This window comes from Oryzomicrobium sp. (assembly GCF_036820405.1).
In the GTDB taxonomy this organism is placed as follows: Bacteria; Pseudomonadota; Gammaproteobacteria; order Burkholderiales; family Rhodocyclaceae; genus Oryzomicrobium.
This window is the reverse complement of sequence record NZ_DAISLS010000003.1, coordinates 233,415-256,284: the sequence shown is the minus strand read 5'-3', so window position 1 is coordinate 256,284 and position 22,870 is coordinate 233,415. Positions and strand designations below refer to the sequence as shown.

Genomic DNA, 22,870 nt, shown 5'->3' with positions numbered 1-22,870 from the left:
ATGCTGGCCGCGCTGACCTCCCTGCCGCGCACCGTCTGGCTGCTCGGCCTGATCAGCCTGGTCAACGACAGCGCCAGCGAGATGCTCTACCCCCTCGTGCCGCTCTACCTGTCGTCGGTGCTGATGGCCGGCCCCCGGGCCCTGGGGCTGATCGAGGGCATCGCCGAGGCCACCGCCAGCCTGCTCAAGCTGGTGTCCGGCGTGGTGGTGGACCGGACCCGGCGCAGCACTCCCTGGGTGGTGTTCGGCTACGGCCTGGCCGGGGCGGCCCGCCCCCTGATCGCCTTCGTCACGGCCTGGCCCTGGCTGCTGGCGCTGCGCTTTGCCGACCGGGTCGGCAAGGGCCTGCGCACCTCGCCCCGGGACGCCCTGCTTGCCACCAGCGTGCCGCCGGAGCGGCGCGGCCTGGCCTTCGGCCTGCACCGGGCCATGGACAACGCCGGGGCGGTGGTCGGCCCCCTGCTGGCCGCCCTGCTGCTCGGCGCCGGCCTGCCGTTGCGCGACGTCTTCCTCTGGTCGGCCTTGCCGGCGGTCTTGTGCCTGGTCCTGGCCGCCGGGCTGCGGGAGCCCGCCGGGGCCGTGTCCCGGGAGTCCCGGAAGATCGACTGGCACCTGGCTCGGCTGCCCGGCCGGCTGCGCCGCTACCTGGCGGTGGTGGCTCTGTTCACCCTGGGTAACTCGTCCAACATGTTCCTGCTGCTGCGCGCCCGGGAACTGGGAGTGCCCGAGGCCCAGGTGCCGCTCCTGTGGGCCGCCGTCTCGGCGGTGGCGATGCTCGCCTCGACGCCCCTGTCGGGCCTGTCCGACCGGGTCGGCCGGGTGCGGCTGCTGGTGGCCGGCTACCTGGCCTACGGCCTCTTCTACCTGGGCCTGGGGCTGATCGGCGGCGACGGCCCCCTGCTCTACCTGCTGTTCGCCGGCTACGGCCTGTTCATGGCCGCTACCGAGGGAGTGGAAAAGGCCCTGGTGGCCGACCTGGCCCCGGCCGGCCGCCAGGGCACCGCCTTCGGCTGGTTCAACCTGACGGCGGGCGTCTGCCTGCTGCCCGCCTCCCTGGCGTTCGGCGCCCTGTACCAGGGCGTCGCCCCCTGGGCCGCCTTCACCTTTTCCGCCGCCTGCGCCCTGGCCGCCGCCCTGCTGCTGTGGCGCTGGGTGGGTGCGGAGGCGGAGACGCTGCGGCCGGCTTGATTCGGCCCGCTACTACGGGCGCGATGCCCTGGCTGTAACCGGGCGCGGCGACACTGGCGCCCGGCCGGTTCGGCCCCTGGCGCCGGACGCCTTTCTGGAGACCCCATGGAAGCCTTGAACAACGTCAACCTCTCCTCCCTGCTCGATTCCCTCGTCAGCCTCACCGCCGCCTTCGTCCTCGGCGGCCTGGTGGGGTTCGAGCGCCAGTACCGGCAGCGCACCGCCGGGCTGCGCACCAACGTACTGGTGGCGGTGGGGGCGGCCATCTTCGTGGACATGGCCAACCGCATGAGCGGCCACGACGGGGCGGTGCGGGTGGTGGCCTACGTGGTCTCCGGCATCGGCTTCCTCGGCGCCGGCGTGATCATGCGCGAAGAGGGCAACGTGCGCGGCCTCAACACCGCCGCCACCCTGTGGGGTTCGGCGGCCATCGGCGCCTGCGCCGGGGCCGACCTGATCCTGGAGGCGGTGGTGGGCACGGTCTACGTGCTGGCCGCCAACACCCTGCTGCGGCCGATCGTGAACGCGGTGAACCGCCAGCCCCTGGACGTGGCCTCGGTGGAAGTGACCAACACGGTCTACGTGATCGTCGAGCGGGGGCGCCAGAAGGAAGTGCTGACCATGCTCGAGGCGGCCCTGGAAGGGGGCGGCTACCCGGTGCAGGACCTGGAAATCCACGCCTTCGGCGAGGACGCGGTGGAAATCGAGGCCACCCTGGCGGCCACGGCGGTGGACGGCGACCATCTGGACGGCCTGGTGGCCCGCCTGGCCGCCTCGCCCCTGGTCAGCCAGGCGTTCTGGAGTCCGAGCACCAGCGAGTAGGGGGAACGGGCGGAACCGGCGGCTGCGCCATGTCGACACTGCCCGGCGCCGGGCGGGGCGGCTATGCTGAACGGAGGGCGGTGCGGGCGGCTTGCGGACCCAGGGTCAGGATTGACCGCCGGCCGGAGGTTCGGGCGCTGCGGGAGTTTCCGGCAACGCCTCGCCGAGCACCGTCCAGGCGTACATCAGGCTGGCCTCGCTGAATTCCCGGCCGCTGTCCCGGTCGCGCCACCAGGTGCCGGTATCGTCCTCGCCCAGGTACTGCCAGTGCCGCCGCTCGCCGCTGCACAGCTCGATCAGGTAGGTCCGGCGGGGAACGAGGAGCGGGGCGGGCATGGCGTATCGCGGCGAGGTCGGGGGTCCAAGGACTATAAACCGGCGCCGGCGCAATGCAATTGCGGCAATCGCCGACGCGGCGTCGGCACCCATCAGCAACGTAGCGGGAGGACGCACCATGGCACACCACGATCCAACCGGGCTGCCCGACGGCCCCCTGGCGGCCCTGCTGGTGGCCCACATGGCCGAGGCCCTGGTCTTCGCCGACAAGGAGGGGGTGATCCGGGCCTGGAACCCCTCGGCCGAGGCCCTGTTCGGCTTCACCGCTGCCGAGGCCCTGGGCCGCAGCCTGGACCTGATCATTCCCGAGCGGCTGCGTCCCGCCCACTGGCAGGGCTACGACCGGGCCCTGGCCCAGGGCGCCACCCGGCTCGGCCGGCGCGTCCTGGTCACCCGGGCCCAGACCGCCGCCGGGGGCACCCTGTACGTGGACATGAGCTTTGCCGTGGTCGCCGACGCCCAGGGGCAGGTGCTGGGCGCCCTGGCGGTGGCCCGGGACGCCACCGCCCGCTACCAGGAAGAAAAGGCCCTGCGCGCGCGCCTGGCGGCCCTGGAAAAGGGCGGCGGCGCGGACTAGCCGTGGAGCGGTTGTGAGGCTGTGAGATTGTGAATCGCCGCGCCCGGCGTGCCCCGGGCGGCTAGTGCGTCTGCTGGTCCAGCTTGTGGGCCAGGGCCCGCAGCGGCGCGCTGATCTGCACTTGGTAGGGCGTGGGCGCCGGGTCCAGCCGGCGCAGTTCGGCAGGGAGCAGGGCCAGTTCGGCGTCGGCGTGATGGCGCAGGAGGTCCAGGGGCTCCAGGGGCGGCTCCCGGCGGCCCTGGTGCATTACTTGGTGCAAGAGGGCCCGGCTGTGTTCCGGTGGCGGCGGCTCGCAGGCCAGGGCCACCACGTCGTAGCTGGGCCGGCCGTCGTCCCGATACACCCGGTAGACCTGCTTTTCCCCAGGCCAGGTGGCCTTGCCCGGGGAGCGCTTGCGCCGCGACTTGCCGGCATAGACCTGGAGCTTGTAGGCCGAATCCAGGTAGGGCGCATCGGCCGAGGTGGACAGGTGGGTGCCCACGCCGAAACCGTCGATGGGGGCGCCGGCCGCGACCAGCCGGGCGATCTCGCGCTCGTCCAGGTTGCCGCTGGCGAAGATGCGCACCTCGGCCAGGCCCGCCTGGTCGAGAATGGCTCGCACCCGCCTGGACAGTTCCGCCAGGTCGCCGCTGTCCAGGCGCAGGGCCTTCAGGCTCACCCCGCGTTGGCGCAGATCCGGGGCCAGGACCGCCACCTTGGCTGCTGCCGCCTCGCTGTCGTAGGTGTCCACCAGCAGGGTCACGTCCCGGGGGTGGGAAGCGGAAAAATGGCTGAAAGCCTGGGCCTCCCGGTCATGGGCCTGGATGTAGGAGTGGGCCATGGTGCCGAACAGGGGGATGCCGTAGCGCCGCCCGGCGAGCACCGTGGCGGTGCCGGCAAAGCCGGCCAGGTAGCTGGAGCGGGCGGCGAGCAGCCCGGCCTCGGCCCCGTGGGCGCGGCGCAGGCCGAAATCCACCAGCTGGCGCCCCGGCGCCGCCAGCACGCAGCGGGCAGCCTTGCTCGCCACCAGGCAGGAATAGTTGAGCAGGTTGATCAGCCGGCTCTCGACGAACTGGGCCTGGGCCAGGGGGGCCACCACCCGCAGCACCGGCTCGTCGGGAAAGAACACGGTGCCTTCGCGCATGGCGTAGACGTCGCCGGCGAAGCGGAAGTCGCCCAGCCAGTCGAGAAAAACCGGGTGGAAGCGGCCGGTGTCGCGCAGCCAGCGCAGGTCGTCGTCGCGGAAGCGCAGGGTGGCCAGGTAATCCACCGCCTGCTCGATGCCCGCCGCCATCAGGAAGTTCCACGACGGCGGCAGGGCACGGACGAAGAATTCGAACACTGCCGTGTCGGCCATGCCCTCGTCCAGGTAGGCCTGCAACATGGTCAGTTCGTACAGGTCGGTGAGCAGGGGGCTGCAATCGGTGTTCATGGCGCGACCTCGTCCCAGATCAGGGGGAATGCGCCGAGGCGCAGCATTTCGTCCTCGGCCCGCTGCCCGTCGCCGGGGCTGACGTCCACCGGTCGCACCGCGTCGCGCAGCAGCACTGCTTCCAGCCCCTGGACCAGGGCGTCGCGCACCGTGGCCAGCACGCAGTAGTCGGTGGCCAGGCCGCCGACGAAGACCCGGCGGCAGCCCAGGCGTTGCAGGTAGGCCCCCAGGCCGGTGCCCTGGAAGGCGGAATAGGCGTCCGCCTCGGCGCTGGCGCCCTTGGAGACGACGGTGGCCCCGGCCGGTATATGCAGGCCGGCGGGGAAGGCCGCCCCCGGGCTGCCGGCGACGCAGTGGGGGGGCCAGGGGCCGCCCCGGGCCTGGAACGAGCAATGGTCCGGCGGATGCCAGTCCCGGGTGAACACCAGGGGCAGTCCCGCTTGCAGAAAGAGGTGGATGTAACGGTTGAGGGGGGCGATCACCCGGTCCCCGTCGGCCACGCCCAGGGCGCCGCCGGGCAGGAAGTCGTTCTGCACGTCCACGACGAGCAGGGCGTCGCCCGGGCCGGGCAGGCGCGGCAGGGCGGGGGCGTCCGAGGGCGGTGGCACGGCAGGGCCTCGCAGATGGGGTGCCGGGGGGCCGGGGCCAGCAGGGGGCCGTCGCGGTTGGGGCGGTCAGGCGGTCCAGTGCACCCGTAGCAGGTTGCGCCCCGGGCTGTAGCGGAAGTCCAGGGTGCCCCGGCAGGCCCGGTGCAGGGCCTCGCCGATGCGCCGGGCCAGGTGGGTGTCGGTGGTGGTCACCAGCCACTCTCCCTCGCCTTCCTCGATGGCCATGACCCGGGCCTGGGCGCTGCCGTCGCCGCCTTTACCGTTCCGTCCGGCTTCCTCGTGGCGGATCAGGCGCAGCAGTTCGCCGCGCCGGGCGCCGAGGTCGGCACCGTGCAGGATCACGTAACCGGCGGGGAAGTGGTCGCGCAAACGCAGGCAGGCCGGGCATAGGGTGTTGCCGGCCGGGGCGTCCTCGTCGGGATGGCGGACCCAGCGGCCCTGGCGGTACACCGCGCCGCAGCCGGTGCAGGCGGCGGGCTGCCGCAGCTTGGCGCTGCGCCGGTAGCTGTCGTGAATCTTCTCTTCCCAGAGCTGGTGGCGTCCGGCGGAAACCGGGCCCCGGGCGGGCAGGTGGTGGGTTTTCATGGCGGGGGCTCCCGGCGGCGGCGACGCTTCCGCCATGGTGCTCCGGCCGCTGGCCGGAGCCGGGCGGGGCGGCCTGGATGGACTCCCACTTCACTATATATGCCGGCTCGGCGAGGGAAAGGCCATTTTGCTGGACGATGGCGACGGCTGTGCTGTAATCAAGAGAAGGCCCGGCGGCCGGGGCATCGCGCCGCCGCGCCGGCCCTGAGGAGGCTGCCATGGAGCGTCCCGCCGGAACCCGAACCTGCCTCTATTCCCCCGCTCAGCTGGAGGCGGTGGTGGCTGCCATGGCCGCCCGCCTCGCTCCCCTGGTGGCCGGCCGGCCCCGGCTGGGGGTGGTGGGCATCCTGCGCCGGGGTGCGCCCCTGGCGGACCGCCTGGCGGCGGCCCTGGTCGGTTTGGGCGTGGCACCGCCGCTGCGCCTGGACCTGGCGATCAAACGCTACGCCGACGACCTGACCCTGCTCCACCCGGACACCCGCTTCACCGAACAGGCCGGCCAGGCCGAACTGGACTTGGCCGGCTACACCCTGGTGGTGGTGGACGACGTGCTGTACACCGGCCATTCCCTGCTCCGGGCGGTAGGCTACCTGGCCGCCAAGGGGCCTGCCGAGATTCGCGTCGCCGTGCTGGTTGACCGGGGCGTGGCGCGCCTGCCGCTGCGCGCCGACGTGGCCGGGCTGCGCCTCGACGTGGCGCCGCCGGACGTGGTGGAGTGCAACGTGCCGCCCTACGAGGCGGATTTCCGCATCGAACTGCTCCAACTGGAGCGGCGGCCCGCCGCCTGAGCCGGACGGGGGGATGCGCCATGTGGTTCGCCGACCGGGATGACGCCGCCGACCTGCTGGCCCGGGCCTTGGCGCCGTGGCGGGGGCAGCATCCCCTGGTGCTGGCCGTTCCCCGGGGCGGGGTACCGATGGGGCGGCGCATCGCCGCTGCCCTGGACGGGGAGCTGGACGTGGTGCTGGTGCGCAAGCTGGGGGCGCCGGGAATGCCCGAATTCGCCATCGGCGCGGTGGACGAGTCGGGCTGGACTTGGCTGGCCGACCATGCCCGGCTGGCCGGGGCGGACGACGCCTACGTGGCCCGGGAGAGCGCTGCACAACGGGAGGTGATGCGCCGCCGCCGCGCCCGCTACACCCCGGTGCGCCCGCCCATCGATCCGGCCGGCCGGGTGGCGATCGTGGTGGACGACGGCCTGGCCACCGGCGCCACCATGCTGGCCGCCCTGCACGCGGTGCGTGCCCGGGGACCGCGGTGGCTGATCTGCGCCGTGCCCGTGGCCTCCCGGGAGGCCCTGGCCCTGGTGCGCCCCTGGTGCGACGAGGCAGTGTGCCTGTCCGTGCCCGACGACTTCGCGGCGGTGGGCCAGTACTACCGGGAATTCGACCAGGTGGACGACGATCGGGTGGTGGCCGCCCTGGCAATGCCGGCGCGACCGGAGCCGGAGCCAGGTTCCGTCTCCGATCCCGACGCCAACTCCAATTCCAATTCGGGCTCCGGCGCCTGAGGGGCCGGGCCGCGCCGCATCAGAGGAAGCGGTCGAGAATCTTGCGGCTGCCCTTGTCCAGGGCCGCCAGGTCGCGGATCAGGTAGTGGATGCCGTGGCTGTCGGCGATCAGCAGCCGCCCCTGGGCGAGGCGGCGGATGTCTTCCTCGCCCTTGAGGACGAAGGCGGTGGCGCCCCGGTCCGTATCCACCTCCCAGGTGCTCGGCGTGACGAAGCTGGAGACGGCGCGGATGCGCTGGATCAGGGGCATGAACTCGCGGCCGGCCAGTTCCTCGGCGACCAGGCTGCGCGCCGGCTCGGGGAGGGCGTCGAGGCGGTCGATCCAGACCAGCTCGTGGCCGTCGGCGGAAACCAGGGACAGGCCGCCGTCGGGGGCGGAGATGGGGAAGGCGCGCACCGGCACCACGCCGGCGTGGGTTTCGCCGGCGGCGTCGGTCAGTTCCAGCCGGCCGTTGGCGGCGCGGCGCAGGGTGAAGGCGGGCAGGGGGGCGGGGGTGGCGGTCATCGCGGGGTCTTTCGCGGGGCGCGGTCAGTCGTTTTCGCCGGCGGCGGAGGGGGAGGAAGATTCCTCGCTGTCGGCGTTGCGCGCCTGGGCCTGGTAGAGGCGGTAGTAGTGGCCTTCCAGGGCCATCAGCTCGTCGTGGTTGCCCACTTCGACGATCTGGCCCCGGTCCATCACCACCAGCCGGTCGGCCTTGCGCAGGGTGGACAGGCGGTGGGCGATGGCGATGGTGGTGCGGCCCTGCACCAGGTTGTCCAGGGCCTTCTGGATTTCCTTCTCGGTGGTGGTATCCACCGACGAGGTGGCTTCGTCCAGGATCAAGAGGCGCGGGTTGATCAGCAGGGCCCGGGCGATGGAGATGCGCTGGCGCTCGCCGCCGGACAGGGCCTGGCCGCGCTCGCCCACCAGGGAGTCGTAGCCGTGGGGCAGGCGCAGGATGAAGTCGTGGGCGTGGGCGGCCCGGGCGGCGGCGATGATCTCGTCGCGGGTGGCGTCGGGTTTGCCGTAGGCGATGTTCTCGGCGATGGTGCCGAAGAACAGGAAGGGTTCCTGCAACACCAGGCCGATGTTGCGCCGGTAGTCGGCGATGGGCACCGAGCGGATGTCCACCCCGTCGATCAGGATCGCCCCCTCGGCCACGTCGTAGAAGCGGCAGATGAGGTTGACCATGGTGCTCTTGCCCGAGCCGCTGTGGCCCACCAGGCCGATCATCTCGCCCGGGGCGATGGACAGGTTCATGCCCCGGATCACCGCCCGGTTGCCGTAGCGGAAGCCGATGTCGCGGATGTCGATGCGGCCCTTTACCTCGGGCAGGAGCACCGGATGGGCCGGCTCGGGCACGCTGGAGACGTGGTCGAGGATGTCGAAGATGCGCTTGGCGCCGGCGGCGGCCTTCTGGGTCACCGAGACGATGCGGCTCATGGAGTCGAGCCGGGTGTAGAAGCGGCCGATGTAGGCGAGGAAGGCGGTGAGCACGCCGACGGTGATCTGGTCGCGGGAGATCTGCCACACGCCGAAGGCCCACACCACCAGCAGGCCCACCTCGGTGAGCAGGGTGACGGTAGGGGTGAACAGGGACCACACCTTGTTCACCCGGTCGTTGACCGCCAGGTTGTGCAGGTTGGCCTCGCGGAAGCGTGCCGCCTCGCGCTTTTCCTGGGCGAAGGCCTTGACCACGCGGATGCCCGGGATGGTGTCGGCGAGCACGTTGGTCACCTCGGACCAGATGCGGTCCACCTTCTCGAAACCGTGGCGCAGCTTGTCGCGCACCACGTGGATCATCCAGGCGATGAAGGGCAGGGGCAGCAGGGTCACCAGGGCCAGCCAGGGGTTGATCGACACCAGGATCGCCGCGGTCATGACGATCATCAGCACGTCGGTGGCGAAGTCGAGCAGGTGCAGCGACAGGAACACGCAGATGCGGTCGGTTTCGGAACCGATGCGCGCCATCAGGTCGCCGGTGCGCTTGCCGCCGAAGTATTCCTGGGACAGCTTGAGCAGGTGCTCGTAGGTGGTGGTGCGCAGGTCGGCGCCGATGCGCTCCGACACCAGGGCCAGGATGTAAGTCTTGGCCCAGCCCAGGCCCCAGGCCACCAGGGCGGCGCCGAGCAGGCCGCCCAGGTACAGGGTGACCAGGCCCACGTCGATGGGGGTGCCGTTCTGGTAGGGGATCAGCACCTTGTCCATCAGCGGCATGGTCAGGTAGGGCGGCACCAGGGTGGCGGCGGTGGACGCCAGGGTGAGCAGGAAGCCGGCCAGGAGCCGGCCGTTGTAGGGCTTGGCGAAGCGCCACAGGCGGAACAGGGTCCAGGTGGACGGCGGGGTGGCGGTCTCCCGGGTGCAGATCGGGCACTCGTCCTGGCCGGCGGGCAGGGGCGCCTTGCACTGGGGGCAGATCCCGGCGTCGGGCACCGCTTCCGGCGTGCCGCTCACCAGGCTGTCGCGCAGGCTCTCGAAGCGGTCGATCAGGCGCAGGGCCGCCGGGTTGTGGCCCAGGGTGTAGCGCCAGGCGGCCAGGTGCCGTGGGGCGCCGCCGCTGGTGTCGATCAGTTCCAGGGTGCCCACGCCGGCGTGGTCGGAATGCTGCACGGCGAGGCCAGCACCCAGGTTCCAGGACTGCCAGGTCGTGTCGCCGGGGGCGCGGGCGAGCAGGCGCCGGTCGGTCAGCGCCACCAGGCCGGGGGCGAAGCGCAGGCGCGCATCCAGGTCGGTTTCGACCCAGGCTGCCAGGGTCTCGCCGGCGGCGACGGGGGGCGCGGCGTCGCCGGCCCAGTGCCCGGGCAGGGCGGCGGGGGCGGCGGAAAGGGCGGGGAGGCTGGTCGCAGCGGAAGAAACGGTGCTCATCGGGAAATACCTTTCCGCGCCGGGGCGGAAAGCCAGGAAAGTGACGCCGCCGTTCCGGCGGGGACGGCCCGGTGCGGCGACGTGAATCCGGAGCATTGCCCTCCCGCGGACGGGAGCGCGAGAGGGTGATAACGCCGGGGAAACGGCCGGGCGGCGGGGCGTTCGCGCCATGCCGGCGAGGGCGGGCGGAAACACCGGCGGGGCCGGGCCAGGGGCACAGTATACCGAAGCACCGGCGGCGGTTTTTCACCGTTGTTGGCGGAAAAATCGCCGCCGCCGCGCGCGGGGCGCGACGAAGGGGGCGGCGGAGTTGTATGATCCCCGTTACAGCACGTTACACGGTGGCGGACCGGTGCAGTAAACCCAATCCGGGCCTGCCACGTTAATGGGTTGGCGAACTTCCCCTTTTAGTTTTGCCGCGCACCCAGCCAGTACGTCCGGCCACACCCTTGGATTTATGAAAAAGAAAGACATTGAGTTCCTGCGCATCGTTTCCCTGCGCGGACCGAATATCTGGACCTACCGGCCGGCTCTCGAAGCCTGGGTCGATATCGGCGAACTGGAGGAATGTCCCTCCAACACCATCCCCGGCTTCTACGAGCGTCTTTCCAGCTGGCTTCCCTCCCTGATCGAGCACCGGTGCAGCTACGGCGAGCGCGGCGGCTTCCTGCGCCGGGTCCAGGAAGGCACCTGGCCGGCCCACATCCTCGAACACGTCACCCTCGAATTGCAGAACCTGGCCGGCCTGCCCGGCGGCTTCGGCAAGGCCCGGGAAATGTCCACCCGCGGCGTCTACAAGGTGATCGTCCGCGCCTGGCATGAAGAGGTCACCCGCGCCGCCCTGCACGCCGCCCGGGACCTGGTGATGGCCGCCATCGAGGACCGGCCCTTCGACGTCGCCGCGGCGGTCGAGCACCTACGCGACCTGACCGATTCCCTGTGCCTGGGGCCGAGCACCGCCTGCATCGTGGATGGCGCCGACGACCGGGACATCCCCTACACCCGCCTGTCCGAGGCCAACCTGGTGCAACTCGGCTACGGCGCCGCCCAACGGCGCATCTGGACTGCCGAGACCGACCGCACCAGCGCCATCGCCGAAGGCATCTCCCGGGACAAGGACCTGACCAAGACCCTGCTGTCGTCCTGCGGCGTGCCGGTGCCCGAGGGCCGCCTGGTGGACGACGTGGAGGACGCCTGGGACGCCGCCGAGGACATCGGCCTGCCGGTGGTGGTCAAGCCCTACGACGGCAACCACGGCCGGGGCGTGTTCACCAACCTGACCACCCGCGAGGAAGTCGAGGCCGCCTATGCGGTGGCCGTCGATGAAGGCAGCGGCGTCATCGTCGAGCGCTTCATTCCCGGCAACGAGCACCGCCTGCTGGTGGTGGGCGGCAAGATGGTCGCCGCCGCCCGGGGCGACATGGCCTGCGTGGTCGGCGACGGCCGCTCCACGGTGAGCGAACTGATCGAGAGCCAGATCAACTCCGACCCGCGCCGCGGCCGCAGCGAGGACCACCCGCTCAATTTCATCCGCCTCGATTCCGCCGCCCGTCTGGAACTGTCGCGCCAGGGCCTCTCCGGCGACGCGGTGCCCGCCGAGGGCCGCACCGTGCTGGTCCAGCGCAGCGGCAACGTGGCCATCGACGTCACCGACGAGGTCCATCCGGACGTGGCCGCCGCCGTCTCCCTGGCCGCCCGGGTGGTGGGCCTGGACATCGCCGGGGTCGATCTGGTGGCCGAGGACATTTCCCGTCCCCTCGAAGAACAGGGCGGCGCCATCGTCGAGGTCAACGCCGGCCCCGGCCTGCTGATGCACCTCAAGCCTGCCGAGGGCAAGCCCCGCCCGGTGGGCCGGGCCATCGTCGACCACCTCTTCCCCGAGGGCGAGGACGGCCGCATCCCCATCGTCGGCGTCACCGGCACCCACGGCAAGACCGTGGTCGCCCGGGTGGTGTCCCGCCTCCTCAGCCTGAGCGGCAAGCACACCGGCCTGGCGTGCAGCGACGGCCTGTTCCTCGACCGCCGCCAGGTGGAAAAGGCCGACAGCGCCAACTGGGCCGCCGCCCGCCGCGTGCTGCTCAACCGCTCGGTGCAGGCCGCCGTGTTCGAGAACAGCCCCCGCGCCATCTTCAGCGAGGGCCTGGCCTACGACCGCTGCCAGGTGGGTGTGGTCACCAACCTCAACGGCGCCGAGGGCCTGGCCGATCTGGACGTGTTCGAGCCGGACCAGGTGTACAAGGCCCTGCGCACCCAGGTGGACGTGGTGCTGCCCTCTGGGGTGGCGGTGCTCAACGCCCGGGACCCCCAGGTGGTGGAAATGGCGCCCCTGTGCGACGGCGAGGTGATCTTCTTCGGCCTGTCCGCCGACCTGCCGGCCCTGGCCGAGCATCGCGCCGCCGGCGGCCGCGCCGTGTTCGTGGGCGATGGCCAGGTGGTTCTGGCCAAGGGAAGCGACGAGACGCCGCTCACCGCCGTCACCGCCGTGCCCCTGGTGGCCGCGGGCGGCAGCGTGGACGACCTGCAGGTCGAGAACCTGCTCGCCGCAGTCGGCGCCGCCTGGGCCCTGGGCATTGCCCCCGAGCTGATCCGGGCCGGGGTCGAGACCTTCGACGTGCTGCCCGGCGAGCCGGGCAAGCGCGCCTGAGCGATCCGTCGCGGACCCGACACCCGTCCCCATCCGAACGAGGCCGACCTCATTCTTCATAGCGGCCGCCGCCCGATGACGCGAGGCGCGGCGGCCGGGACCAACAGGAAATCGTCTTCATGGAAGTTACGCGAATCCGCGCCCTGCGCGGCCCCAACCTGTGGAGCCGGCACACGGCCATCGAGGCCATCGTCACCTGCGACGAGCCGGAGCGCTCCCTGGCCAGCCTGGGCGAGTTCGAGGCCCGTCTGCGCGCCCGCTTCCCCGAGATCGGATCGCTGCAATCCATCAGTCAGGCCGAGCAGATTTCCCTGGCCCACGCCCTGGAAGCCGCGGCCCTGGGGCTCCAGGCCGAGGCCGGCTGCCCGGTGACCTTCAGCCGTACCGGCGCCACGGTGGAACCCGGGGTGTACCAGGTGGTGGTCGAATACACCGAAGAGGCGGTGGGCCGCCTGGCCTTCGACCTGGCCGAGGCCCTGTGCCGCGCCGCCCTGGACGACGCCCCCTTCGACCTGGCCGGCGCCCTGGCCCAGTTGCGCGAACTGGACGAGGACGAGCGCCTCGGCCCCTCCACCGGCTCCATCGTCGCCGCCGCCGTGGCCCGGGGCATCCCCTTCCGCCGCCTGACTTCGGGCAGCCTGGTCCAGTTCGGCTGGGGCAGCAAGCAGCGCCGCATCCAGGCCGCCGAGACCGACCTGTCCAGCGCCATCGCCGAATCCATCGCCCAGGACAAGGAGCTGACCAAGAAGCTGCTCCACGCCGCCGGGGTGCCGGTGCCCACCGGCCGGCCGGTGAAGGACGCCGAGGACGCCTGGGCCGCCGCCCAGGAGATCGGCGGGCCGGTGGTGGTCAAGCCCCAGGACGGCAACCAGGGCAAGGGCATCACCGTGAACATCCAGACCCGGGAACAGGTGCTGGCCGCCTATGCCGCCGCCGTGGAGTTCCGCGACGACATCATGGTCGAGCGCTTCCTGCCCGGCCAGGACTACCGGGTGCTGGTGGTGGGCGACAAGATGGTCGCCGCCGCCCGGCGCGAGCCGCCCCACGTCATCGGCGACGGCGTGCACACCGTGCGCGAACTGGTGGACCTGGTTAACAGCGACCCGCGCCGCGGCGAGGGCCACGCCACCTCCCTGACCAAAATCCGCTTCGACGACATCGCCCTGGCCCGCCTGGCCGAGCAGGGCTACACCGCCGAGTCCGTGCCGCCCAAGGGCGCCCGGGCGATCCTGCGCAACAACGCCAACCTGTCCACCGGCGGCACCGCCACCGACGTCACCGACGACGTGCACCCCGAGCTGGCCGCCCGGGCCGTGGCCGCGGCCAAGATGGTGGGCCTGGACATCGCCGGCGTGGACGTGGTCTGCGAGACCGTGCACAAGCCCCTGGAAGAGCAGGGCGGCGGCATCGTCGAGGTGAATGCCGCCCCCGGCCTGCGCATGCACCTGCAACCCTCCTACGGCAAGGGCCGCGCCGTGGGCGAGGCCATCGTCGCCAACATGTACAAGGACGGCGACGACGGCCGCATCCCGGTGGTGGCGGTGGCCGGCACCAACGGCAAGACCACCACGGTGCGCCTGATCGCCCACTTGCAGACCGTCTCCGGCCTGCGCGTCGGTATGACCGGCACCGACGGCGTGTACATCGCCGGCCGGCGCATCGACACCGGCGACTGCTCCGGCCCGAAGAGCGCGCGCAACGTGCTGCTCCATCCGGACGTGGATGCCGCCGTGCTCGAAACCGCCCGGGGCGGCGTGCTGCGCGAGGGCCTGGCCTTCGACCGCTGCAACGTGGCGGTGGTGACCAACATCGGCATCGGCGACCACCTGGGCCTGTCCTACATCAACACCGTGGAAGACCTGGCGGTGGTCAAGCGCGTCATCGTGCAGAACGTGGCGCCCAGTGGGGTGGCCGTGCTCAACGCCGCCGATCCCCACGTGGTCGTCATGGCCGATTCCTGCCCGGGCACGGTGACCTTCTTCGCCCTGGACCGCAGCCATCCGGTGATGGCCACCCACCGCGCCCAGGGCAACCGGGTGCTGTACCGGGACGGGGACTCCATCGTCGCCGCCCAGGGCGCCAACGAAGTGCGCCTGGCCCTGGCCGGGGTGCCGCTGACCCGCAACGGGGCGATCCTCTTCCAGGTCGAGAACGTGATGGCCGCCGTGGGCGCCGCCTGGGCCCTGGGCCTGGACTGGGACGTGATCCGCCGCGGCCTGGCGACCTTCGTCAGCGACGACAGCACCGCCCCGGGGCGTTTCAACCTGTTCGACTACAAGGGCGCCACCCTGATCGCCGACTACGGCCACAACCCGGACGCCATCCAGGCCCTGGTGAACGCCGTGGACGCCCTGCCGGCCAAGCGCCGCTCGGTGGTGATCAGCGGTGCCGGCGACCGCCGCGACGAGGATATCCGCCGCCAGACCGAAATCCTCGGCGACGCCTTCGACGAGGTGCTCCTCTACCAGGATGCCTGCCAGCGCGGCCGCGCCGACGGCGAGGTGCTGGGCCTGCTGCGCCAGGGCCTGGCCAACGCCAAGCGCACCGTGACGGTGGACGAGATTCGCGGCGAATTCCTGGCCATCGACACCGCCCTGGAGCGCTTGCAGGATGGGGACTTGTGCCTGATCTTGATCGACCAGGTGGAAGAGGCCCTGGCCCACATCAAGCAACGCATCGCCAACGCCTGACCTTGGGCCCCTCGCATTGAGGGGTGCCAACGACAAGGCCCGCCGGGATGACCGGCGGGCCTTGTCGTTTTTTCGTCCTGCCAAGCGCGGGGCGGGGCGGCCTTCAGCGGCCGGTGAGCCAGGCCGGCGGGCGCTTTTCCAGGAAGGCGGCGATGCCTTCCCGGCCCTCGTCGCTGGCGCGGATGGCGGTGATGCGTCGGGCCGTGTCCTCCATCACCGCCGGGCCGATCGGCTGGCCGGCCACGGCGCCGATCAGGTCCTTGCACGCCCCCACGGCCTGGGGGCTGTTGGCGGCCAGGGCGCCGGCCAGGGCGGCCACCTTGGCGTCCAGTTCGGCCTCGTCGCCGGCCAGTTCGTGCACCAGGCCCAGGCGGTGGGCGGTGCCGGTATCGAAGCGCTCGGCGGTGAGCATGTAGCGGCGGGCCTGGCGCTCGCCCAGGGCGGCGATCACGTAGGGGCTGATCACCGCCGGCAGAATGCCCAGCTTGACCTCGGTCAGGGCCAGAGGCTGGCCGGCCAGGGCCACCGCCATGTCGCAGGCGGCGATCAACCCGACGCCCCCGCCGTAGGCGGCGCCCTGGACCCGGGCGATGGTCGGTTTGCCCAGGCTGTGCAGGGTGTGCAGCATGGCCGCCAGGCGGCGCGAGTCGGCCAGGTTCTCGTCGCTGCTGTAGGCGGCGGCCCGCTTCATCCAGTTCAGGTCGGCGCCGGCGCAAAAGCTCTTGCCAGCGGAGGCCAGCACCACCACCCGCACGGCGGGGTGGGCGGCCAGTTCCTTGAGGGCGGCGTCGAGTTCGCCCACCAGCACGTCGTCGAAGGCGTTGTGCCGCTCAGGGCGGTTCAGGGTCAGGGTGCCCACCGGGCCGTCCCGGTCGAGGCGCAGGGTGGCGTAGGCGGAGAATGCGGGGTCGAGGTCGGACATGGGGAGTACCTTCGGGAGCGTCCGGGGGAAATTCCGGGCAAAAGAAAGGCCGCCCGCGGGCGGCCCCAAGGGGAGAGACGGGGAGGCCTTACTGGACCAGGGTCCAGTCGCCGTTCTTGATTTCCAGCAGGCGGAAGGCGGACAGGTCGAGGCCCATGTGGTCGGTGGGGGACATGGTCACCTTGCCGCCGGTGCCGATGTAGCCCTTGGTGGCTTCGATGGCGTCGCGCACCTTGGCCTTGTCGGTGCCGCCGGCGCGCTTGATGGCGTCCACCGCCAGCATCAGGCCGTCGTAGGCGTGGCCGCCGAAGGTGGACACGTCGGCCTTCCACTTTTCGTTGAAGGCCTTGGTGTAGGCCACCACCACCGGCTTTTGCGGATCGCTGGCGGGCAGCTTGTCGGCCACCAGCAGGGCCGCGGCGGGCAGGCGCACGCCCTCGGCGGCGGGGCCGGAGAGCTTGATGTACTCCTCGGAGGCCACGCCGTGGGACTGGTAGAGGGGCAGGGTGATGCCCAGCTGCTTGTAGTTCTTGGTGACGATGGCCGGGCCCTGGCCGAGACCGAACACGAACACCGCCTGGACGCCCGGGGCGTTCTTGATCTTGGTCAGCTGCGGGCTGACGTCGGTGTCCTTGGGTCCGTAGGTTTCGTTGGCCACCAGGGTGATGCCGTACTTGCCGGCCACCGCCTCGGTCTCCTTCTTGCCGGACTGGCCGAAGCCGCTGGTTTCGGAGAGCAGGGCCACCTTGGCGATGCCGCGCTTCTTCATGTCCTCGAACACCTTCTCGGCGGCCATGCGGTCGGTGTGGGGAGTCTTGAACACCCACTTCTTCACCGGCTCGACGATCACGACCGCCCCGGCCAGGGAGATGAAGGGCACGCCGGCGCGCTCGACCAGGGGCACCATCGACATGGTGGAGCCGGTGGTGGTGCCGCCGACGATGACGTCCACCTTGTCGTCGTCGATCAGGCGCTTGGCGAAGCTGTTGGCCTTGTTGGCGTCGCTGCCGTCGTCGTAGTGCACCAGTTGCAGGGGACGGCCCAGGACGCCGCCCTTCTTGTTGATGTCGTCCACGTACATCTGCAGGGTCTTCAACTCCGGGTCGCCGAGGAAGGCGGCGGGGCCGGTGACCGACAGGATGGACCCGATCTTGATCGGATCGGCGGCGAAGGCGCCGGAGATGCCGCCCAGTACCAGGGCGCTACCGGCCAGCAGGGTTTTCCAGGACTTCTTCATGGGTGTCTCCTCCACTCAAGTGGTGTTACGTATTGTAGAAAGAATTCTATATAAAAAAATTCTTTTGGCTATACCCGTTCGATGATCAGGGCTATTCCCTGGCCTACGCCGATGCACATGGTGCACAGGGCGTAGCGGCCGCCGCGCCGGTGCAGCTCGTACATGGCGGTGGTGACCAGGCGGGCGCCGCTCATGCCCAGGGGGTGGCCCAGGGCGATGGCGCCGCCGTTGGGGTTCACCCGGGCCTCGTCGTCGCGCAGGCCCAGGTCGCGCAGCACGGCCAGAGCCTGGGCGGCGAAGGCCTCGTTGAGCTCGATGACGTCCATCTGCTCCAGGGTCAGGCCGGTTTGGGCCAACACCTTGCGCACCGCCGGCGCCGGGCCGATGCCCATGATGCGCGGCGGTACCCCGGCGGTGGCCATGCCCACCACCCGGGCCTTCGGCGTCAGGCCGTGGCGTTGGGCGGCGTCGGCCGAGGCGACCAGCAGGGCGCAGGCCCCGTCGTTCACCCCCGAGGCGTTGCCGGCGGTGACGGTCAGTTCCGGGCCGTTCACCCCCTTCAGCTTGGCCAGGCTTTCCAGGGTGGTGTCCGGGCGGGGATGCTCGTCGGTGTCCACCACCTTGGGCTCGCCCTTCTTCTGCGCCAGCACCACCGGCACGATCTCGTCGGCGAAGCGGCCGGCGGCGTGGGCGGCGGCCCAGCGCTGCTGGGAGCGCAGGGCGAAGGCGTCCTGGTCGGCCCGGGCGATGGCGAAGTCGGCGGCCACGTTGTCCGCCGTCTGGGGCATGGAATGGGTCTCGTAGAGCGCCTTCATGCGCGGATTGACGAAGCGCCAGCCGATGGTGGTGTCGTAGATCGCCGCCTGGCGCGAGAAGGCGCTGTCGGCCTTGCCCATGACGAAGGGGGCGCGGGACATGCTTTCCACCCCGCCGGCGATCAGCAGGCCGGCCTCGCCGGCCTTGATCGAGCGGGCGGCCAGGCCCACCGCGTCCATGCCCGAACCGCACAGGCGGTTCACCGTGGTGCCCGGCACGTCCACCGGCAGACCGGCCAGCAGGGCCGACATGCGCGCCACGTTGCGGTTGTCCTCGCCGGCCTGGTTGGCGCAGCCGTAGATCACGTCGTCCACCGCCGCCCAGTCCACCTTGGCGTTGCGTTCCATCAGGGCCTGCATCGGCATCGCCCCCAGGTCGTCGGCGCGCACCCCGGAGAGGGCGCCGCCGTAGCGGCCGATGGGGGTGCGGATGGCGTCGCAGATGTAGGCCTGGCTTGCAGAATGATTCATGGCTTATCCCCGCTGCTGGCGTTCGTCGATGACGCGCTTGGCCTTGCCCACCTGGGTGCGCGGGATCTGGCCGAACTCCAGCACCGTGACCTTGGAGGACACGCCGATCAGGGTCTTGATCTGGTGCTGCAAGGTCTTGGCGATGGCCTGGATCTCGCCGGCCGAGAGGATGCCGGACTGGGGCAGTTGCAGCTCGCAGCGCACCTCCAGCTCGTCGAGCAGGCCGGAGCGGGTCACCACCAGCTGGTAGTTCCCGGACAGGCGCGTCTCGCGCAGGATCTGCTCTTCGATCTGGGTGGGGAAGACGTTCACGCCGCGGATGATCAGCATGTCGTCGGAGCGGCCGGTGATCTTGCCCATGCGCCGGAAGCTGCGCGAGGTGGGCGCCAGCAGCCGGGTCAGGTCCCGGGTGCGGTAGCGGATGATCGGCATCGCCTCCTTGGACAGGGAGGTAAACACCAGCTCGCCCTCGCTGCCGTCGGGCAGCACCTCGCCGGTGGAGGGGTCGATGATCTCGGGGTAGAAGTGGTCTTCCCAGATCACCGGGCCGTCCTTGGATTCGATGCACTCGCTGGCCACGCCGGGGCCCATCACTTCAGAGAGGCCGTAGATGTCCATGGCGTCGATGCCCAGCTTGCGCTCGATTTCGGCGCGCATCCCCTCGCCCCAGGGTTCGGCGCCGAAGATGCCGACCTTGAGCGAACAGGCGGCCGGGTCCAGGCCCTGCTTGATGAACTCCTCGGCGATCACCAGGGCGTAGGACGGGGTCACCATGATGATGTCCGGCTTGAAGTCCTGGATGAGCTGGATCTGCTTCTCGGTCTGGCCGCCGGACATGGGCACCACGGTGCAGCCGGCCCGCTCGGCGCCGTAGTGGGCGCCCAGGCCGCCGGTGAACAGGCCGTAGCCGTAGGCCACGTGCACCATGTCGCCGGGGCGGCCGCCGGCGGCGCGGATCGAGCGCGCCACCAGGTTGGCCCAGGTGTCGATGTCCTTCAGGGTGTAGCCCACCACCGTCGGCTTGCCGGTGGTGCCGGACGAAGCGTGCACCCGGGCGACCTTCTCCCGCGGCACGGCGAACATGCCGAAGGGGTAGTTGTCGCGCAGGTCGTGCTTGGTGGTGAAGGGAAACCTGGCCAGGTCGGCCAGGGTCTTCAGGTCCTCGGGATGGACCCCCACTTCGTCGAACTTCTTGCGGTAGTGGGGGACGTTCTCGTAGGCGTTGCGCAGGGTGGTCTTGAGCCGTTCGAGTTGCAGGGCGGCGATCTCGTCGCGGCTGGCCTTTTCGATCGGCTCCAGGTCGCCGGGTTGGGGCTGCTTCACAGGCATGGGTTTGTCTCCAGTGTTTTAGTAGTGCGATGCCGCTCTTAGGACTGGCGGCTCGTGGTGGTCTCGGCGGCGCCCGCCAGGCCGGCGATCACCTCGCCGCTGATGCGGTACGACTTGCCCCGGAACAGGGCGACGGTCTTGCCGTGGCGGTTGCGCACGGTGATGTCGTAGACCCCGGTGCGGCCCGACGCGGAACGTTCCACCGCCTCGGCTTCCAGCTCGTCGCCGACCTTGGCCGGGGCGAGGAAGTCGATGTGGCAGGCCGAGGCCACCGTGTTCAGGTTGTAACTATTGCACGCGTAGGCGAAGGCGCTGTCGGCCAGGGTGAAGATCAGCCCGCCGTGGCACATGGCATGGCCGTTGGTCATGTCCGGGCGCACCGTCATGGCCAGGGTGGCCCGGCCCGGGCCGACGCCGACCAGGCGCATGCCGAGCGTGCGGGTGGCCTGGTCCCGGGACCACATGGCGTCGGCGACCGCCTCGGCCAACTGCTGGGCGGCCTGGGGGTCGTGGGAGGTGTGGGAGTGGCTCATCAATGCAGGTCCTTTCCGGCGTGAACCCGTTGTTGCAGGAAGGGCGAAATCCGGTAGCGGTCCTCGCCGTAGGTGGCGGCCAGATGGCCCAGCACGGCCACCACGGCGGCCGGGCCGACGCGTTCGGCCCAGGCCAGGGGGCCGCAGGGGTAGTTGGTGCCCAGGCGCATCGCCGCGTCCACCGCGTCAGGGGAACAGACGCCCTGGTTCACCGCGTCGGCGGCCTCGTTGGCGAGCATGACCACGGTGCGCATCAGCGCCAGGCCGGGCACGTCGGCCAGCTCCGCCACCGCGAACCCGGCGGCCTGGAGCAGGCCGATCGCCGCCGCGCGCACCGCCTCGGGGCATTGCAGGGCGCAGGCCAGGGCCAGGCGCGGGGCGGCGGCGTAGTCCAGGGCCAGATCGATCAGTACCGTCGCCGCCACGCCGCTTTCCGCCGCCCGACGTGTGGCGGTGCGCCCGTCGGTGACGTACAGCACCGCCCCGTCGGCCTCGGCCAGGCGGCCGTCGTCGGCCGCCGGGCTGCGGCCGTGGGCCACCCCGGCGGCGCTCAGGCGCTGGGCCAGGGCGTTGGCCGCCGGGCTGGCGCCGAACAGGGTGATCTTGGCCGGGCAGGGCGCCGCGGCGGAGCTGACCGGGGCCGCAGCCGCTGTGCTTGCGCCTTCGCCGTAGGCGTAGAAGCCCCGCCCGCTCTTGCGCCCCAGGTAGCCGGCGTTGACCAGTTCTTCCTGGACCAGGGAGGGGGTGAAGCGCGGGTCGTGGTAGTAGGCCTTCCACACCGACGAGGTGACGGCGAAGTTCACGTCGTGGCCGATCAGGTCCATCAGCTCGAAGGGCCCCATGCGGAAACCGCCGGCCTCCCGGTACAGGGCGTCCAGGGTGGCGGTGTCGGCGGCGCCCTCGCTCACCAGGCGCAGGGCCTCGGCGTAGTAGGGGCGGGCCACCCGGTTGACGATGAAGCCGGGGGTGGAGCGGGCGTGGACCGGGGTCTTGCCCCAGGCGGCGGCGGTGGCGAACAGGGTGTCGGCCACGGCCGGGGCGGTGGCCAGGCCGCTGACGATCTCCACCAGGGCCATCAGCGGCGCCGGGTTGAAGAAGTGCAACCCGGCCAGGCGCTCCGGCCGGGCCAGCCCGGCGGCGATGGCGGTGACCGAGATCGACGAGGTGTTGGTGCCGAACAGGCAGTGCTCGCCGACCCGGGCTTCCAGGTCGCGGAACAGGGCGCGCTTGGCTTCCAGGTTCTCGACGATGGCTTCCACCACCAGGGCGGCGTCGGCCAGGCCGTCGAGGGACTCGACGGCGGCGAGCCGCGATGCGGCGGCATCGGCCTGGGCGGGGTCGAGCTTGCCCTTGGCGGCCAGCTTGGCCAGGGTGGCGCGCAACTCGTCCACCGCGCGGGCGGCGGCGCCGGGGCGGTTGTCGAGCAGGCGCACCGGATGGCCGGCCAGGGCCGCCACCTGGGCGATGCCGGCGCCCATGGCGCCGGCGCCGACCACCGCCACCGGGGCGGAGGGGGGCAGGGGGGCAGCAGCGGTGGTGGCGCTCATCACTGCCCCGTGAAGCGCGGCGCGCGCTTTTCCATGAAGGCGGCCACGCCTTCCCGGTAGTCCGGCGACTGGCCCAGCTCGCGCATGGCGTCGCGCTCGGCGTCGAGCTGGGCGGCCAGGTCCTGGCTCATGGAGGCGCGCATCAGCTGGCGGGTGCGCACCAGGGCCAGGGTCGGGGCGCTGGCGAACTGGGCGGCCAGGGCGTCCACCGTGGCGGCCAGCTCGGCGTCGTCCACGCACTGCCAGATCAGGCCCCATTCGGCGGCCTTTTCCGCCGGCAGCTTTTCCGCCAGCAGGGCCAGGCCCATGGCCCGGGCCATGCCGACGCGCTGGGGCAGGAACCAGGTGCCGCCGGTGTCCGGGATCAGGCCGATCTTGGAGAAAGCCTGGAGGAAGCTGGCCGAGCGGCCCGCCACCACCACGTCGCAGGCCAGGGCCAGGCTGGCCCCGGCCCCGGCGGCCACGCCATTGACGGCGCAGACGGTGGGCACGCGCAGGTTTTGCAGGCGCAGCACCAGGGGCTTGTAGTTCTTTTCCACCGAGGCGCCCAGGTCCGGGGCGGCGTCGCCGGCGGAAACCGAGCGGTCGTTCAGGTCCTGGCCGGCACAGAAGCCCCGGCCGGCCCCGGCCAGCACCAGGACGCGGATTGCCGGGTCGGTCTCGACCCGGCTCAGGGCTTCGCGCACTTCCTCGTGCATCCGGTCGGTGAAGCTGTTGAGCCGGTCGGGCCGGTTCAGGGTGAGGCGGGCGATGCCGGCCTCGACGGTGAAGGCGATAGTTTCGAAGCTCACGGCGCCCTC

Annotated in this window: 20 protein-coding genes; 7 read left to right on the top strand and 13 right to left on the bottom strand. The window is 71.4% G+C overall.

The window, feature by feature from the left end; translation table 11 throughout:
* Together V7Z98_RS04240 and V7Z98_RS04235 are read left to right on the top strand one after the other, a co-directional pair.
* Entirely contained in the window at window positions 1-1,188 is a 1,188-nt protein-coding gene (locus V7Z98_RS04240; RefSeq protein ID WP_334157106.1) for an MFS transporter, read from the top strand.
* Window positions 1,189-1,293: 105 nt separating this feature from the next.
* Window positions 1,294-2,010, top strand: coding sequence for an MgtC/SapB family protein (locus V7Z98_RS04235; RefSeq protein ID WP_293263438.1), 717 nt, complete (start codon window positions 1,294-1,296; stop codon window positions 2,008-2,010).
* A gap of 105 nt (window positions 2,011-2,115) precedes the next feature.
* Here V7Z98_RS04235 and V7Z98_RS04230 read toward each other — a convergent pair whose 3' ends face one another.
* Window positions 2,116-2,346 carry a hypothetical protein gene (locus V7Z98_RS04230; RefSeq protein WP_334157105.1) on the bottom strand — a complete coding sequence of 77 codons (231 nt, stop codon included), beginning with the start codon at window positions 2,344-2,346 and terminating at the stop codon, window positions 2,116-2,118.
* Between the two features lie 118 nt (window positions 2,347-2,464).
* Here V7Z98_RS04230 and V7Z98_RS04225 point away from each other — a divergent pair, with 118 nt between their 5' ends.
* Window positions 2,465-2,923, top strand: a complete 459-nt coding sequence (locus V7Z98_RS04225; protein WP_334157104.1) for a PAS domain-containing protein — start codon at window positions 2,465-2,467, stop codon at window positions 2,921-2,923.
* 61 nt (window positions 2,924-2,984) lie between these two features.
* Here V7Z98_RS04225 and V7Z98_RS04220 read toward each other — a convergent pair whose 3' ends face one another.
* From V7Z98_RS04220 to V7Z98_RS04210, 3 genes are all read right to left on the bottom strand, one after another.
* Complete coding sequence (locus V7Z98_RS04220) at window positions 2,985-4,334, bottom strand: nicotinate phosphoribosyltransferase (RefSeq protein WP_334157103.1); 1,350 nt, start codon at window positions 4,332-4,334, stop codon at window positions 2,985-2,987.
* Complete coding sequence (locus tag V7Z98_RS04215) at window positions 4,331-4,942, bottom strand: isochorismatase family protein (RefSeq protein ID WP_293263430.1); 612 nt, start codon at window positions 4,940-4,942, stop codon at window positions 4,331-4,333. Before V7Z98_RS04215 ends, V7Z98_RS04220 begins: the two co-directional genes overlap by 4 nt.
* Window positions 4,943-5,008: 66 nt before the next feature.
* Complete coding sequence (locus V7Z98_RS04210) at window positions 5,009-5,527, bottom strand: BCAM0308 family protein (RefSeq protein ID WP_334157102.1); 519 nt, start codon at window positions 5,525-5,527, stop codon at window positions 5,009-5,011.
* Window positions 5,528-5,745: 218 nt separating this feature from the next.
* On the opposite strand from V7Z98_RS04210, the gene V7Z98_RS04205 reads away from it, so the two are divergent.
* Together V7Z98_RS04205 and V7Z98_RS04200 are read left to right on the top strand one after the other, a co-directional pair.
* Window positions 5,746-6,315: a phosphoribosyltransferase family protein gene (locus V7Z98_RS04205; RefSeq protein ID WP_334157101.1), complete on the top strand. Its 570-nt coding sequence runs from the start codon at window positions 5,746-5,748 to the stop codon at window positions 6,313-6,315.
* Between the two features lie 20 nt (window positions 6,316-6,335).
* Window positions 6,336-7,037: a phosphoribosyltransferase gene (locus tag V7Z98_RS04200; protein ID WP_334157100.1), complete on the top strand. Its 702-nt coding sequence runs from the start codon at window positions 6,336-6,338 to the stop codon at window positions 7,035-7,037.
* A 19-nt stretch (window positions 7,038-7,056) separates the two neighbouring features.
* Here V7Z98_RS04200 and V7Z98_RS04195 read toward each other — a convergent pair whose 3' ends face one another.
* Window positions 7,057-7,542, bottom strand: a complete 486-nt coding sequence (locus V7Z98_RS04195; RefSeq protein WP_334157099.1) for a cyanophycin metabolism-associated DUF1854 family protein — start codon at window positions 7,540-7,542, stop codon at window positions 7,057-7,059.
* A gap of 24 nt (window positions 7,543-7,566) precedes the next feature.
* Window positions 7,567-9,882, bottom strand: coding sequence for a cyanophycin metabolism-associated ABC transporter (locus tag V7Z98_RS04190; RefSeq protein WP_293263420.1), 2,316 nt, complete (start codon window positions 9,880-9,882; stop codon window positions 7,567-7,569).
* A 457-nt stretch (window positions 9,883-10,339) separates the two neighbouring features.
* Here V7Z98_RS04190 and V7Z98_RS04185 point away from each other — a divergent pair, with 457 nt between their 5' ends.
* Window positions 10,340-12,526, top strand: a complete 2,187-nt coding sequence (locus V7Z98_RS04185; RefSeq protein WP_334157098.1) for a cyanophycin synthetase — start codon at window positions 10,340-10,342, stop codon at window positions 12,524-12,526.
* A gap of 119 nt (window positions 12,527-12,645) precedes the next feature.
* Window positions 12,646-15,216, top strand: a complete 2,571-nt coding sequence (cphA, locus tag V7Z98_RS04180; RefSeq protein WP_293263416.1) for a cyanophycin synthetase — start codon at window positions 12,646-12,648, stop codon at window positions 15,214-15,216.
* Between the two features lie 103 nt (window positions 15,217-15,319).
* On the opposite strand, the gene V7Z98_RS04175 is transcribed toward cphA, so the two are convergent.
* The 7 genes from V7Z98_RS04175 to paaG form a co-directional block, all read right to left on the bottom strand.
* A complete protein-coding gene (locus V7Z98_RS04175; protein WP_334157097.1) occupies window positions 15,320-16,138 on the bottom strand; it encodes an enoyl-CoA hydratase/isomerase family protein in 819 nt (272 codons plus the stop codon).
* 88 nt (window positions 16,139-16,226) lie between these two features.
* A complete protein-coding gene (locus V7Z98_RS04170; RefSeq protein WP_293263412.1) occupies window positions 16,227-17,375 on the bottom strand; it encodes an ABC transporter substrate-binding protein in 1,149 nt (382 codons plus the stop codon).
* 68 nt (window positions 17,376-17,443) lie between these two features.
* On the bottom strand, window positions 17,444-18,661 hold the full coding sequence (gene pcaF / locus V7Z98_RS04165; protein WP_334157096.1) for a 3-oxoadipyl-CoA thiolase: 1,218 nt from the start codon (window positions 18,659-18,661) through the stop codon (window positions 17,444-17,446).
* Between the two features lie 3 nt (window positions 18,662-18,664).
* Window positions 18,665-19,990: a phenylacetate--CoA ligase PaaK gene (gene paaK / locus V7Z98_RS04160; protein WP_334157095.1), complete on the bottom strand. Its 1,326-nt coding sequence runs from the start codon at window positions 19,988-19,990 to the stop codon at window positions 18,665-18,667.
* Window positions 19,991-20,028: 38 nt separating this feature from the next.
* Complete coding sequence (gene paaI / locus V7Z98_RS04155; RefSeq protein WP_334157094.1) at window positions 20,029-20,523, bottom strand: hydroxyphenylacetyl-CoA thioesterase PaaI; 495 nt, start codon at window positions 20,521-20,523, stop codon at window positions 20,029-20,031.
* Complete coding sequence (locus tag V7Z98_RS04150; protein WP_334157093.1) at window positions 20,523-22,070, bottom strand: 3-hydroxyacyl-CoA dehydrogenase; 1,548 nt, start codon at window positions 22,068-22,070, stop codon at window positions 20,523-20,525. Before V7Z98_RS04150 ends, paaI begins: the two co-directional genes overlap by 1 nt.
* Window positions 22,070-22,861, bottom strand: coding sequence for a 2-(1,2-epoxy-1,2-dihydrophenyl)acetyl-CoA isomerase PaaG (paaG, locus tag V7Z98_RS04145; protein ID WP_334157092.1), 792 nt, complete (start codon window positions 22,859-22,861; stop codon window positions 22,070-22,072). Before paaG ends, V7Z98_RS04150 begins: the two co-directional genes overlap by 1 nt.
* Window positions 22,862-22,870: the final 9 nt, after the last annotated feature.

Coding starts and splice junctions, on each gene's coding strand:
- V7Z98_RS04230 (WP_334157105.1), bottom strand. CDS start 2,346: ATGCCCGCCCCGCTCCTCGTTCCCCGCCGGACCTACCTGATCGAGCTG.
- V7Z98_RS04190 (WP_293263420.1), bottom strand. CDS start 9,882: ATGAGCACCGTTTCTTCCGCTGCGACCAGCCTCCCCGCCCTTTCCGCC.
- paaI (WP_334157094.1), bottom strand. CDS start 20,523: ATGAGCCACTCCCACACCTCCCACGACCCCCAGGCCGCCCAGCAGTTG.
- V7Z98_RS04175 (WP_334157097.1), bottom strand. CDS start 16,138: ATGTCCGACCTCGACCCCGCATTCTCCGCCTACGCCACCCTGCGCCTC.
- V7Z98_RS04235 (WP_293263438.1), top strand. CDS start 1,294: ATGGAAGCCTTGAACAACGTCAACCTCTCCTCCCTGCTCGATTCCCTC.
- V7Z98_RS04185 (WP_334157098.1), top strand. CDS start 10,340: ATGAAAAAGAAAGACATTGAGTTCCTGCGCATCGTTTCCCTGCGCGGA.
- V7Z98_RS04200 (WP_334157100.1), top strand. CDS start 6,336: ATGTGGTTCGCCGACCGGGATGACGCCGCCGACCTGCTGGCCCGGGCC.
- V7Z98_RS04195 (WP_334157099.1), bottom strand. CDS start 7,542: ATGACCGCCACCCCCGCCCCCCTGCCCGCCTTCACCCTGCGCCGCGCC.
- cphA (WP_293263416.1), top strand. CDS start 12,646: ATGGAAGTTACGCGAATCCGCGCCCTGCGCGGCCCCAACCTGTGGAGC.
- V7Z98_RS04210 (WP_334157102.1), bottom strand. CDS start 5,527: ATGAAAACCCACCACCTGCCCGCCCGGGGCCCGGTTTCCGCCGGACGC.
- pcaF (WP_334157096.1), bottom strand. CDS start 18,661: ATGAATCATTCTGCAAGCCAGGCCTACATCTGCGACGCCATCCGCACC.
- V7Z98_RS04240 (WP_334157106.1), top strand. CDS start 1: ATGCTGGCCGCGCTGACCTCCCTGCCGCGCACCGTCTGGCTGCTCGGC.
- V7Z98_RS04150 (WP_334157093.1), bottom strand. CDS start 22,070: ATGAGCGCCACCACCGCTGCTGCCCCCCTGCCCCCCTCCGCCCCGGTG.
- V7Z98_RS04225 (WP_334157104.1), top strand. CDS start 2,465: ATGGCACACCACGATCCAACCGGGCTGCCCGACGGCCCCCTGGCGGCC.
- paaK (WP_334157095.1), bottom strand. CDS start 19,990: ATGCCTGTGAAGCAGCCCCAACCCGGCGACCTGGAGCCGATCGAAAAG.
- V7Z98_RS04170 (WP_293263412.1), bottom strand. CDS start 17,375: ATGAAGAAGTCCTGGAAAACCCTGCTGGCCGGTAGCGCCCTGGTACTG.
- V7Z98_RS04220 (WP_334157103.1), bottom strand. CDS start 4,334: ATGAACACCGATTGCAGCCCCCTGCTCACCGACCTGTACGAACTGACC.
- V7Z98_RS04205 (WP_334157101.1), top strand. CDS start 5,746: ATGGAGCGTCCCGCCGGAACCCGAACCTGCCTCTATTCCCCCGCTCAG.